Annotated in this window: 13 protein-coding genes and 1 tRNA gene; 4 read left to right on the top strand and 10 right to left on the bottom strand. The window is 66.7% G+C overall.

Annotation, left to right across the window (positions count from 1 at the left end; genetic code table 11):
* Positions 1–50: 50 nt before the first annotated feature.
* The 4 genes from rpsO to AAIL68_RS00775 form a co-directional block, all read right to left on the bottom strand.
* Entirely contained in the window at positions 51–320 is a 270-nt protein-coding gene (gene rpsO / locus AAIL68_RS00790) for a 30S ribosomal protein S15 (RefSeq protein ID WP_268940546.1), read from the bottom strand.
* A 134-nt stretch (positions 321–454) separates the two neighbouring features.
* Positions 455–1,381, bottom strand: a complete 927-nt coding sequence (locus AAIL68_RS00785; protein ID WP_347137580.1) for a calcium-binding protein — start codon at positions 1,379–1,381, stop codon at positions 455–457.
* A 165-nt stretch (positions 1,382–1,546) separates the two neighbouring features.
* Positions 1,547–1,672 (bottom strand): type B 50S ribosomal protein L36, encoded by a 126-nt coding sequence (gene ykgO / locus AAIL68_RS00780; RefSeq protein ID WP_028725484.1) that lies wholly within the window; start codon positions 1,670–1,672, stop codon positions 1,547–1,549.
* Between the two features lie 80 nt (positions 1,673–1,752).
* Positions 1,753–1,827 (bottom strand) — tRNA-Val (locus AAIL68_RS00775).
* A 155-nt stretch (positions 1,828–1,982) separates the two neighbouring features.
* On the opposite strand from AAIL68_RS00775, the gene AAIL68_RS00770 reads away from it, so the two are divergent.
* The 3 genes from AAIL68_RS00770 to AAIL68_RS00760 are packed head-to-tail and all read left to right on the top strand — an operon-like array spanning position 1,983 to position 4,004.
* Complete coding sequence (locus tag AAIL68_RS00770) at positions 1,983–2,849, top strand: N-formylglutamate amidohydrolase (RefSeq protein WP_347137579.1); 867 nt, start codon at positions 1,983–1,985, stop codon at positions 2,847–2,849.
* Positions 2,850–2,853: 4 nt separating this feature from the next.
* Positions 2,854–3,747, top strand: coding sequence for an SPFH domain-containing protein (locus AAIL68_RS00765; RefSeq protein ID WP_347137578.1), 894 nt, complete (start codon positions 2,854–2,856; stop codon positions 3,745–3,747).
* On the top strand, positions 3,744–4,004 hold the full coding sequence (locus tag AAIL68_RS00760; RefSeq protein ID WP_347137577.1) for a hypothetical protein: 261 nt from the start codon (positions 3,744–3,746) through the stop codon (positions 4,002–4,004). Before AAIL68_RS00765 ends, AAIL68_RS00760 begins: the two co-directional genes overlap by 4 nt.
* Before the next feature lie 7 nt (positions 4,005–4,011).
* Here the strand turns inward: AAIL68_RS00760 and AAIL68_RS00755 are convergent, their stop codons facing one another.
* Together AAIL68_RS00755 and pyrF are read right to left on the bottom strand one after the other, a co-directional pair.
* Positions 4,012–4,737, bottom strand: coding sequence for a hypothetical protein (locus AAIL68_RS00755; RefSeq protein ID WP_347137576.1), 726 nt, complete (start codon positions 4,735–4,737; stop codon positions 4,012–4,014).
* A 49-nt stretch (positions 4,738–4,786) separates the two neighbouring features.
* Entirely contained in the window at positions 4,787–5,470 is a 684-nt protein-coding gene (gene pyrF, locus AAIL68_RS00750; RefSeq protein ID WP_347137575.1) for an orotidine-5'-phosphate decarboxylase, read from the bottom strand.
* Between the two features lie 153 nt (positions 5,471–5,623).
* On the opposite strand from pyrF, the gene clpB reads away from it, so the two are divergent.
* On the top strand, positions 5,624–8,263 hold the full coding sequence (clpB, locus tag AAIL68_RS00745; protein WP_347137574.1) for an ATP-dependent chaperone ClpB: 2,640 nt from the start codon (positions 5,624–5,626) through the stop codon (positions 8,261–8,263).
* A 268-nt stretch (positions 8,264–8,531) separates the two neighbouring features.
* On the opposite strand, the gene dxs is transcribed toward clpB, so the two are convergent.
* From dxs to AAIL68_RS00725, 4 genes are read right to left on the bottom strand one after another with little or no spacing between them, the layout of a single operon-like run.
* Positions 8,532–10,448, bottom strand: coding sequence for a 1-deoxy-D-xylulose-5-phosphate synthase (gene dxs / locus AAIL68_RS00740; RefSeq protein ID WP_347137573.1), 1,917 nt, complete (start codon positions 10,446–10,448; stop codon positions 8,532–8,534).
* A gap of 34 nt (positions 10,449–10,482) precedes the next feature.
* Entirely contained in the window at positions 10,483–11,343 is an 861-nt protein-coding gene (locus AAIL68_RS00735; protein WP_347137572.1) for a polyprenyl synthetase family protein, read from the bottom strand.
* Positions 11,343–11,579 carry an exodeoxyribonuclease VII small subunit gene (locus AAIL68_RS00730; RefSeq protein ID WP_347137571.1) on the bottom strand — a complete coding sequence of 79 codons (237 nt, stop codon included), beginning with the start codon at positions 11,577–11,579 and terminating at the stop codon, positions 11,343–11,345. Before AAIL68_RS00730 ends, AAIL68_RS00735 begins: the two co-directional genes overlap by 1 nt.
* Positions 11,576–12,496: a histone deacetylase family protein gene (locus AAIL68_RS00725; RefSeq protein WP_347137570.1), complete on the bottom strand. Its 921-nt coding sequence runs from the start codon at positions 12,494–12,496 to the stop codon at positions 11,576–11,578. The genes AAIL68_RS00730 and AAIL68_RS00725 overlap by 4 nt, the downstream gene beginning before the upstream one ends.
* Positions 12,497–12,501: the final 5 nt, after the last annotated feature.

Below are 12,501 nucleotides of genomic sequence, written 5' to 3'. Positions count from 1 at the left end.
AAAACGCCCGCGGCTTTCGCCACGGGCGCACAGGAACATCGCGGCTGCGATCAGCGGCGCAGGCCCAGCTTGCCGATCAGGTCGGTATAGCGGGCTTCGTCCTTCTTCTTCAGATAGTCCAGCAGCTTGCGGCGCTGCGCGACCAGTTTCAGAAGGCCACGGCGCGAGTGGTTGTCCTTCTTGTGGGTCTTGAAATGCTCGGTCAGGGTGGCGATGCGCGAGGACAGGATCGCGACCTGCACCTCGGCCGAGCCGGTGTCGCCGGACTTGGTGCCGAATTCCTTGATGACGCGGGCTTTTTCTTCAACGGTGATCGACATCGGGATCTCCTTTCAAAAAAGGGGTTATGGCGCAGGCCGGGATGTCGTCCAGCACTGGCCCGTGGAGGCTCCGGCCACAATCGCGGGCGGATGCGCGCCTATAGGGGAAAAGCGCCCGCAAGGAAAGGGGCTTCTTATCCGGGCAGCCGGACGATCAGGATGTCCTGGGCCGCAAGCCCGCCCGCTTGCAGCATCCGGCCGATGGCATCGCCATTGATGGTGATCAGGACGGTGCCGTCCTCATCCTCGGCCAGATCGACCCTGGCGTCCTGGGCGATGCTGTCGGGCAGGTGCAGGACCAGCCTGTCTTCGGCCGCGTCGAAATCGGCGATGACGGGCAGGGCGCCGGGGGTCTGCTGCAGCACGAACTGATCGGCACCGTCCTGCCCTTCGGCAAAATCGCCCGCGCCGGGCGCCAGGGTGTCGTCGCCCGTGCCCCCGTGCATCCAGACCGTATCGGGGTCGCTATCGCCGACCAGGTGGTCGGCGCCGCGCCCGCCGTCCAGGTCATCGGCCCCGCCGCCCGAGACCAGCACGTCGTCGCCGTCATTGCCCGACAGCCAGTCGTTGCCACTGCCGCCGAACAGCGTGTCCTGGCCTTCGCCGCCATGGATGGTATCGTCGCCCTCATCCCCCCAGATGATGTCGTGGCCCCCCTGCCCTGCCAGCGAATCGTTGCCCGCGCCGCCACGAATCTCATCCGCTCCGGCGGCGTCATAGGTGCCGTCGCCCTGCACCCAGTCATCGCCCGCACCGGCGGTGATCGTGTCATTTCCCGTGCCGCCGAACAGGTTGTCGGCCCCCGGCCCTCCCTCGATCACCTCGTCGCCCGCCTCTTCCCCGGACACAGGCCGTTCGGGATCGGGTGTTCCGGCCGCGGGATCGGTGCCCGCCTCCTCGGAACTGCCGGCGCTGATGTCGCCGACCTCGCCCATATCGGCTTCGCCCAGGGTGGGGGGCAGATCGGCCAGATCCTCGTCATCCTCCTCGGTCCGGCCTCCGGTCAGGTCCAATGCCGCCCCGGCTGCGGCAAGCGCCATCAGACTTGCAAGAACGAACATGACATGACCCCGCGCAAACCTGGCGAACCGATACGATCAGAACATACAACCGTAAGGTGTTGTTAACCAATTACTTTGTTAAAAGACGGTTAATTTCGCCGCATCGACATGAAAAAACCCGCCATTGCGGCGGGTTTGTTTCGTCTTCGCAGTGATCGCGCCGGATCAGCCCTGGCGGGCCTTGAAGCGGCGGTTGGTCTTGTTGATCACATAGATGCGGCCCTTGCGGCGCACGATCTGGCAGTCGCGGTGCCGGCTTTTCAGCGAGCGGAGCGAGTTGCGAACCTTCATCGGTCTGTCTCCATCACGCGGCTCGCAGCCGCAGGAAAACGAAATGCCCCCGACTGTCCGGCCGGGGGCGGCGAAAACAATGGTGGGCGGTACTGGGATCGAACCAGTGGCCACTACGATGTCAACGTAGTGCTCTACCGCTGAGCTAACCGCCCGTCCTTGGGTGATCCCGTCCACGTCTTCCGACATGTCCCGAACCGCCTTTGGTCCGCGTGTCTATATAGGGGGGCCTCGGGGGTTTCAAGCCCTATCGCAGCAAGAAAATTGGCGCTTATATGGGAACAAGGAAAACCGCCCGCCGGGGTCTGACTTGACCGAATCCGACCTTCCCGTCCTGATCGAAAGGCCCGCCCACTGGGTCAGCGGCGTCATTTTCGGATCGCCGCATTCGGGTTGCACCTATCCCGACTGGTTCCTGGAGGGCACGAAGCTGCCCCCGGAAACGCTGCGGTCGTCGGAAGATGCCTTCGTGGACCGCCTGATCGCGGGCGCCCCGGCGCTTGGCGCCGTAACGATTCGCGCGCAGGTGCCGCGCGCCATCGTGGACCTGAACCGCGCCCCGGACGAGATCGACCCGCTGATCGTGCGCGGTGTCCCGCGCCATCCGCTGAACCAGCGGACCCTGGCGGGCCTTGGCGTCATCCCGCGCGTCGTCTCTCAAGGCCGCGCGATCCTGGAACGCCCGATCGAGCGGGCCGAGGCCGAGCGCCGCATCAACGCCTATTGGCGGCCCTATCACCAGGCGCTGTCAGCCCTGATCGCCGAGGCGCGGACGCGATTCGGCCAGGCGATCCTGATCGACATGCATTCCATGCCCCATGACGCGCTGAACCACCTGCACGGGCCCCGTCCCGACATGGTGCTGGGCAACCGCCACGGGTTGTCCGCCGCGGCCCGCGTGTCCGACGCCATCGTCGCCGCCGTCGAGGCCGAGGGCTGGCGCATCCGCCGCAATTCGCCCTTCGCCGGGGCCTATATCTGTTCGGCCTATGGGCGGCCCTGCCAGAACATCCATGTGGTGCAACTGGAGATCGACCGTTCGCTGTATATGAATGAAAGGACCATCACGCCCCATGCGGGCTTCGACGATTTCTCCGCCCGGTTCGGTTCGGTGATTCGCAAGCTGGCCATGCTGGATGCCGATGGCCAGGCCAATGCCGGGATCGCGGCGCAATAAGGGGATGACGATTGACGACCTGCCCGGCCTGATCGGCCAGAACCTTGCCCTGATCGTCCTGGCGGTGCTGATCCTGATGGCCGTCACCTCGGCCGTGAGGATCGTGCCGCAGTCCGAGAAATACGTGGTCGAACGCTTTGGCCGCCTGCATTCCGTGCTGGGGCCGGGGATCAACTTCACCGTGCCCTTCCTGGACCGGGTGGCGCATCGCATCTCGGTTCTGGAACGGCAGTTGCCGACCAAAAGCCAGGACGCCATCACCGCCGACAACGTGCTGGTGCAGGTGGAAACCAGCGTCTTCTATCGCATCATCGAACCGGAAAAGACCGTTTACCGCATCCGCGATATCGACGCGGCCATCGCCACCACCGTCGCCGGGATCGTGCGGTCGGAAATCGGCACGATGGAGCTGGACCAGGTCCAGTCGAACCGCGCCCAACTGATCACCCGCATCCGCGAATCGCTGGCCAATGTGGTCGATGACTGGGGGATCGAGGTCACGCGGGCCGAGATTCTGGACGTGAACCTGGACCAGGCCACCCGCGCCGCCATGCTGCAACAGCTGAACGCCGAACGCGCCCGCCGCGCCCAGGTGACCGAGGCTGAGGGCAAGCGCCGCGCCGTCGAACTGGCCGCCGATGGCGAACTTTACGCCGCCGAGCAGCTTGCCAAGGCCAAGCGCGTCCTGGCCGATGCCGAGGCCTATGCCACCGCCTCCATAGCGGAGGCGATTTCCAAAAACGGGCTGGAGGCCGCGCAGTATCAGGTCGCGTTGAAGCAGGTCGAGGCCCTGGCCGAGATCGGCCGCGGCGATGGCAAGCAGGTGGTGCTGGTGCCCGCCGCCGCGCTGGATGCCTTTACCGATGCCTTCGGCCTGCTGCGCGGGCGGTCGTCGTGAACGGCTGGTGGTGGCTGATCGCCGCGTTCGTGCTGGCGGGGATCGAGCTTCTGGTGCCCGGCTGGGCCTTCATGGGGCTTGCGGCCTCGGTCGGGCTGATGGGTGTGCTGATGCTTGCGGGGCTGTGGTCAGCAGGGCTGCCGGTCACGCTTGTCGTGACGGCGCTGCTGTCCGCTGTTGCCTGGCTGGTGTTCCGCCGCTTGTGGCCGACCAGCCAGGGTGAGAAGCGCATCTGGGACCGCGACATCAACGAGTGATGCGCGTTCAACGCATCGCCGCCACGCCGCGCACCAGCGGGCGCAGGGCATCGCCCTTGACCATCCAGCTTGTCGCAAAGGCGAAGGTGGCGATGGTTTCCAGCCAGAAGACCGGGCGCAGCCAGGCCAGCCTGTGGTCCAGATCGGTCGCGAACAGCAGCCCCACCAGCGCGATGCAGAGAATGATGATCCAGCCGCAGAGCCGGTAGATCCGGTTCGAGGCATCCTTTTCCGGCCCATCCACCTCGCCCTTGATGAACAGCACCAGGAAATAAACCGCAAGCGCGCCGAAAAACACGCCCGCCGCCACCAGATGCACGGTCGAGGACAGGCTCTCGCCCAGAAGGCATTGCAGAAGCGTGCAGGACGGATCGAGGGCGGGGGTTTCGACCTTCTCGACCGGACTGGTCGGCAGCAGGGCCACAAGCGCGATCGCCACCGCCGCCACCCGCGCCGTGCCCTTGTCCGTCACCAGATCGCCCGCATCGGGGCGAAAGCCCTCATAGCTCCACAGGAACACCGCCTGCGCGATCAGGGTGCCCACGAACACCTCTCGCATGGGCGAATAATAGGCCGAGGAGATGCTGGGCAGCAATTCGCCCACAGCCAGGCCATAGGCCAGCAAGGCCAGCGGCAGGAAGAAGCCAAGCGCCCCGATGGCCCGCCGCACCGCCAGGAAGGACAGGACCAGGTCGTTATGGGCCTTTTGCGAAATGCCGCTTTCGTCCGCCATCCTCGCCCCCGCTTTACGCCAGATTGGCGCGCGGGATGCGGGCGGTCAATCAGCCGCGCATCTCGGCCAGGATGGCCTGGGCTGCGACGCGCGGATCGGCGGCCTGCCAGATGGGGCGGCCGACGACGATGTGATCGGCCCCGGCGGCGATGGCGCTGGCGGGGGTTTCCACCCGCTTCTGGTCGCCCAGGGCCGCCCCGGACGGGCGCACGCCCGGCGTCACGATCAGCCGCGATCCTGGCAGGGCACGGATCGCCTGCGCCTCGCGCGGGGAACAGATGATGCCGTCGGCGCCTGCGTCAAAGGCGCGGGCTGCGCGCTCCACGGTGATCTCGTGCAGATCGCCCGGCTGGATCATGCCCGCGTCCAGATCCGCGCGCTCCAGCGAGGTCAGGACGGTCACGCCCAGGATCTTCAGGTTCGACCCCCCTACCCCTTCCTTTGCGGCGCGGACCACATGCGGATCGCCATGCACGGTCAGGAAATCCAGGTCGAACTGCGCCAGCCCGCGCACGGCGGCCTCGACCGTGGCGCCGATGTCGAACAGCTTCATGTCCAGGAAGATGCGCTTGCCGTGTTCCCCCTTCAGTTCCTGCGCAAGCGCCAGCCCGCCGCCGGTCAGCATCCCCAGGCCGATCTTGTAGAAGCCCACGGCATCGCCCAGCCGTCCGGCAAGCTCCAGCCCCGCCAGGGCATTCGGCACATCCAGCGCCACGATCAGCCTGTCATCCATTCCCATGCCCTTTCACTGAAATCGGGGCGTTATGGCACAACATGAAACGCCTTGAAAGCACTGCCAAAGCCCCCAAATGATGATCGAAGACCCGGACCGGGGCGTGCCTGTGGGCGCCCGCGACACGGGGGCTAGTGGAAGGAGTTATTGTCGATGAACATGGAAAAGTTCACCGAACGGTCGCGCGGCTTCATGCAGGCCGCCCAGACCATCGCGATCCGCGAGGAAAACCAGCGGGTCGTCCCGGAACATCTGCTCAAGGCGCTGATGGATGACGACCAGGGGCTGTCGTCGAACCTGATCACCCGCGCGGGCGGCGATGCCCGGCGCGTGCGCGAGGCCGTCGATCAGGCGGTCGCCAAGCTGCCCAAGGTGAAGGGCGGCAACAACCAGGTCTATGTCGATCCCAGCCTCGTGCGCGTGCTGGATGAGGCCGAGCAGGTCGCCAAGAAGGCGGGCGACAGCTTCGTGCCCGCCGAACGCATCCTGATGGCTCTAGCGATGGTCAACACCAATGCCCGCGACGCGCTGTCGGCGGGCAGTGTGACCGCGCAGAACCTGAACGCGGCCATCAACGACATCCGCAAGGGCCGCACAGCCGATTCGGCAAGCGCGGAGGACAGCTATGAGGCGCTGTCGAAATATGCCCGCGACCTGACCGAGGCCGCCGAGCAGGGCAAGATCGACCCCATCATCGGCCGGGACGAGGAAATCCGCCGCGCCATGCAGGTGCTGTCGCGCCGCACCAAGAACAACCCGGTGCTGATCGGCGAACCCGGCGTGGGCAAGACGGCGATTGCCGAAGGCCTCGCGCTGCGCATCGTCAACGGTGACGTGCCCGAATCCCTGCGCGACAAGAAGCTGATGGCGCTGGACATGGGCGCCCTGATCGCAGGCGCGAAATATCGCGGCGAGTTCGAGGAGCGGCTGAAGGCCATCCTGAAGGAAATCGAGAACGCCGCGGGCGAGATCATCCTGTTCATCGACGAATTGCACGTGCTGGTCGGCGCGGGCAAGACCGATGGCGCGATGGATGCCGCGAACCTCATCAAGCCTGCGCTGGCGCGGGGCGAGCTGCATTGCGTGGGCGCCACCACGCTGGACGAATACCGCAAGTATATCGAAAAGGATGCGGCCCTGGCCCGGCGCTTCCAGCCGGTGATGATCGAGGAGCCGACGGTCGAGGACACCATCAGCATCCTGCGCGGCATCAAGGAGAAGTACGAGCTTCACCACGGCGTCCGCATCAGCGACGCCGCCCTGGTGGCGGCGGCCACGCTGAGCCATCGCTACATCACCGACCGATTCCTGCCCGACAAGGCCATCGACCTTGTCGATGAGGCGGCCTCGCGCCTGCGCATGGAAGTGGACAGCAAGCCCGAGGAGCTGGACCAGCTCGACCGCCAGATCCTGCAGATGCAGATCGAGGCCGAGGCGCTGAAGAAGGAAGACGACGCGGCGTCCAAGGACCGGCTGGAACGGCTGGAAAAGGATCTCTCCGACCTGCAGCAGCGCAGCGCCGAGATGACCGCCCGCTGGCAGGCCGAACGCGACAAGCTGGAAGGATCGCGCAACCTCAAGGAACAGCTTGACCGCGCGCGCGCCGAACTGGACCAGGCCAAGCGCGAGGGCAATCTGGCCCGCGCGGGGGAGCTGTCCTATGGCATCATCCCCGGTCTGGAGAAGAAGCTGGCCGAGGCCGAGAACGGCGGCGCGGACGGGCTGATGGTCGAGGAAGCCGTGCGCCCCGAGCAGATCGCCGAGGTCGTGGAACGCTGGACCGGCATCCCCACCAGCAAGATGCTGGAAGGCGAGCGGGAAAAGCTGCTGAAGATGGAGGAGCAGATCGGCGCCCGCGTCATCGGCCAGCAGGAAGCCGTGGTGGCCGTGTCGAACGCCGTCCGCCGCGCCCGCGCGGGCCTGAACGATGAAAACCGCCCCCTGGGGTCGTTCCTGTTCCTGGGCCCGACCGGCGTCGGCAAGACCGAACTGACCAAGGCCTTGGCCGAATACATGTTCGACGACGATTCCGCGATGGTCCGCATCGACATGTCCGAGTTCATGGAAAAGCATTCCGTGGCGCGGCTGATCGGCGCCCCTCCGGGCTATGTCGGCTATGACGAGGGCGGCGTCCTGACCGAGGCCGTGCGGCGGCGTCCATACCAAGTGATCCTGTTCGACGAGGTCGAGAAGGCCCACCCGGACGTGTTCAACGTGCTGCTGCAGGTTCTGGACGACGGGCAGTTGACCGACGGCCAGGGCCGGACGGTGGACTTCAAGCAGACGCTGATCATCCTGACCTCGAACCTGGGGTCGCAGGCGCTGTCGCATCTGCCGGAAGGATCCGATTCGACCGATGCCCGCCAGCAGGTGATGGAAGCGGTCCGGGCGCATTTCCGGCCCGAATTCCTGAACCGCCTGGACGAGATCATCATCTTCCGCCGCCTGTCGCGGCAGAACATGGACGGGATCGTCGATATCCAGTTGCGGCGTCTGGAACAGCGGCTTGCGCAACGCAAGATCACGCTGGATCTGGACGATGCGGCGCGCAAATGGCTGGCAGACCAGGGCTATGACCCGGTCTTCGGCGCGCGTCCGCTGAAGCGCGTGATCCAGCGCGCCCTGCAGGATCCGCTGGCCGAACTGCTGCTGTCGGGCGAGGTTCTGGACGGCCAGACCGTCCATGTCAGCGCGGGCGAGGACGGGCTGATCGTCGGCAACCGCGTGGGCAAGGCAGGCCACAAGCTGGGGGCCGTGGGCGAAGGTCCGCGTCCCGAGGCGACCGTCCACTAGGACACAAAGGCGCGGGTTTTCCCGCGCCTTTTTCGTTCCGGACACCGCCAGAGACATCGCAGGGAGGAGGGGGGCGTGTCTCTGGCGGGCCGACGGAGGGTCCATCGGGTCGGAAGACATGGGGCGGCTTCACACGCCCCACGCCCTCATAATCGCGCAAGGCCCCAAAGGTGCCAGCCTTGGGGCGAAAAGTTTTCGCTGCACTGCAGAAATCCTGTCGTATGCCGCTTTTTTTGGCAGCCCGCCCGTGCAAGCCCCAATCTGCGGATCAGGCGGACTTGCCCGCCAGTTGCGCGATTCCCATGACCTCCAGCACCTTCGCCTCGATATGGGCGGCATTCAGGGCCGAGCTGTCATACATGGCGAAGGGCGCGTCGTGATCGACAAAGCGGTCGGGCAGCACCATGGACCGGAAGCGCAGGCCGTGATCGAAGACCCCTTCATCCGCCAGCAATTGCGCGACATGGCTGCCAAAGCCGCCGACCGCGCCTTCCTCCAGCGTGATGAGGGCATCGTGGCTGGCGGCAAGCCGCAGGATCAGGTCGCGATCCAGGGGCTTGGCAAAGCGCGCATCGGCCACGGTGGGGTTGATCCCCCGCGCGCCCAGCGATTCGCAGGCCTTCAGCGCCTCGGACAGGCGGGTACCGAAGGACAGGATGGCGACGCCCTTGCCTTCGCGGATCATGCGGCCCTTGCCGATTTCCAGCACCTGCCCGCGTTCGGGCATCTCGACCCCGGTGCCCTCGCCGCGCGGAAAGCGGAAGGCGATGGGGCCGCTGTCATGGGCGGCGGCGGTGGCGACCATGTGCATCAGTTCCGCCTCGTCGGCGGCGGCCATCACGATCATGCCGGGCAGGTTCGCCAGGAAGGCGATGTCATAGGCCCCCGCATGGGTCGGCCCGTCCTGCCCCACAAGGCCTGCGCGGTCGATGGCGAAACGCACGGGCAGGTTCTGCACCGCCACGTCATGGACCACCTGGTCATAGCCGCGCTGCAAAAAGGTCGAATAGATCGCGCAGAAGGGCTTCATGCCCCCCGCCGCCAGCCCCGCCGCGAAAGTCACGGCGTGCTGTTCGGCAATCCCCACGTCGAAGGTCCGGCGCGGGAAGCGTTCGGCGAATTGCTTGAGCCCCGTGCCGTCCGGCATGGCCGCCGTGATGCCGACGATCCTGTCGTCACGGACCGCCTCGTCGATCAGGGCACGCGCGAAGACGGCGGTATAGCTGGGGGCGTTGGATTTCGCCTTGGCCTGGATGCCCGTCACCATGTCGAACTTGCCCGTCGCATGGCCGCGATCCGCCGCGTTTTCCGCAGGCGCATAGCCCTTGCCCTTGCGCGTGACGGCATGGATCAGCACCGGGCCGGTGGCGCGATCCTTGACCGTGCGCAGCAGCGGCAGAAGCTGGTCCAGGTCGTGGCCATCGACGGGACCGATATAGGAAAATCCCAGTTCCTCGAACAGCGTGCCGCCGATGGTCATGCCCTTCAGCATTTCCTTGGCCCGGCGCGCGCCTTCCTGGAAGGGCGGCGGCAGCAGGCCCACGGCGCCCTTGGCGGCGGCCTTCAGATCCTGGAACGGGCGGCGTGTATAGAGGCTGGTCAGGTAAGACGACAGCGCGCCCACCGGCGGAGCGATGGACATCTCGTTGTCGTTCAGGATGACGATCAGCCGCTTGCCCAGGTGACCCGCGTTGTTCAGCGCCTCGAAGGCCATGCCCGCGCTCATGGCGCCGTCGCCGATCACCGCGATGGCATCGCCGGGATCGCCGCCCAGATCGCGCGCCACGGCAAAGCCGAGCGCCGCCGAAATCGAGGTCGAGGAATGGCCCGCGCCGAAGGGGTCATAGGGGCTTTCCGCCCGCTTGGTGAAACCCGCCAGTCCGCCGCCCATCCGCAGCGTGCGGATGCGGTCGCGCCGCCCGGTCAGGATCTTGTGGGGATAGCACTGGTGGCCCACGTCCCAGATGATCTTGTCGCGCGGCGTGTCGAACACCGCGTGCAGCGCCACGGTCAGTTCAACGACGCCCAGGCCCGCGCCCAAGTGACCGCCGGTCACGCTGACCGCGCTGATCGTTTCCGACCGCAATTCGTCGGCCAACTGGTGCAGTTCCCGGTCGCTGAGCGTCTTCAGGTCCGAGGGCAGCTTGACCCGGTCGAGAATCGGCGTCTTGGTCAGGTCGGTCATCGGCTGGCCCTTTGTGCAGGCAGGGGGCGGGCGTTCAAGTGTCGCGTTCGATAACGAAACGCGCCAGGTGGCGCAAGTTTCCGGCACCCTCGCCATAGGGTTCCAGGGCGGCATCGGCGGCGGCGACCAGCCGCGCGGCCTCGGCCCGCGCGCCGTCGAGGCCCAGCAGGGACACGAATGTGGCCTTGCCCGCCGAGGCATCCTTGCCCACGCGCTTGCCGGTCACATCTTCGTTGCCGGTCACGTCCAGGATGTCGTCGGCGATCTGGAAGGCCAGGCCAACGGCATCGGCATAGGCGGCCAAGGGCGCGGGATCGGCATCCGCGATCAGCGGCCCGGCCATGGCGGCAAAGCGGATCAGCGCGCCGGTCTTGCCGCCTTGCAACTGGGTGATCTGGTCCAGCGTCAGCGGCATGGCGGCAGTCTCGGCGGCGATGTCCAGCGCTTGCCCACAGACCATTCCCGCCCCGCCCACGGCCTGCGCGAAGGCCCCGACCAGGCGGCGCGCTGCCGCATCGCCGATGGCAGGGTCGGCCAGCAGTCCGAAAGCCAGCGATTGCAGCGCATCGCCCGCCAGGATCGCGGTGGCCTCGGACCATTTCACATGCACGGTCGGCAGGCCGCGCCGCAGGTCGTCATTGTCCATCGCGGGCAGGTCGTCATGGACCAGCGAATAGGCGTGCAGCGCCTCGACCGCCGCAGCGACCGGCAGGGCTGCATCGTCAGACACGCCATGCAGGCGCGCGGATTCCATGACCAGAAAGGCGCGGATCCGCTTGCCGCCCGCGCAGGCATAACCCATAGCGTCGCGCAGTTCACCCGGCGGCAGCGCGCCAATCGCCCGGTCAAGCGCGGCCTGGACCTGCGCCTTGACCCCGTCCAGCCGTGACTGCATCACAGCCCCTCGGCCGGTTCCGTTCCCGTGGGCTGGCCATTGGCCGCGAGGGTGATCTTTTCCACCCGGTCCTCGGCCTCGCGCAGGCGTTTCTCGCAATGAAGGCGCAGGGCGGCGCCGCGTTCGTAGAGGCGGATCGATTCGTCCAAGCTGGCATCGCCGGTTTCCAGCTTGCCGACCGTGGCCTCAAGCTCCTTCATGGCCTCCTCGAAGCTCATGGTCGCGATGTCGTTCATGTTCCGGCCTCCAGCAGCACTTGGACATGGGCGCGGACGGACCGGCCCAGGGCGTCGAGATCATAGCCACCTTCCAGGCAGGATACCACCGGGGCCGAAAGATCCGCCGCCCTGTCGCAGATCATCCGGGTGACGGCGGTGAAATCGGCGTCGTCCCATTCAAGCTGCGCCAGCGGATCGGCGGCATGGGCGTCGAATCCCGCCGAGACGATCACCAATTGCGGCGTGAAATCGCGGCAACGCGCCAGGATGTCGCGCCACGCCGCCTGCCCTGCCGCGCCGTCCGATCCGGGGCGTAGCGGCACGTTCACCATCTGACCATGCGCGCCCCTTTCGGATGCCGCGCCCGTGCCGGGATAAAGCGGCATCTGGTGGGTCGATGCGAAGAAGGCGCGGGCCTCATCCCACAGCAGATCCTGCGTGCCGTTGCCGTGATGCACGTCGAAATCCAGCACCGCCACGCGGTCCAGCCCGTGATGATCCAGCGCGCGCTTCGCTGCGATGGCGGCATTGCCGAAGATGCAGAAGCCCATCGGCTTTTCCCGTTCGGCATGATGGCCGGGCGGGCGCATGGCGACAAAGGCATTCGCCACCTCACCGGCCAGCACGGCATCGACGGCGGCGACCGCGCCGCCGACCCCGCGCAGGGCGGCATCCAGGCTGCCGGGCGACAGGTGGGTGTCGGCGTCCAGCATCTGCCAGCCTTCATCCGGGATCGCGGCACGGATGCGGTCCAGATAGGATTGCGGATGGCAGCGCAGGATCTCGGCCTCATCGGCCCTTGGCGCCTCCCGCCGGTCAAGGTCCAGATCGGCAAGCGCCTCGATCACCGCCGCGTATCGCGCCACCTGCTCGGGGTGGCCCGGCGGGGTGATGTGCCGTCCCGCGTCGGGATGGGTGAACAGGGCCGTGGTCATGCGCT

It is taken from the genome of Paracoccus sp. SSK6 (assembly GCF_039770665.1).
GTDB lineage: Bacteria > Pseudomonadota > Alphaproteobacteria > Rhodobacterales > Rhodobacteraceae > Paracoccus.
The sequence above is the reverse complement of the archived record's forward strand: the minus strand, read 5'-3'. Positions and strand labels throughout refer to the sequence as shown.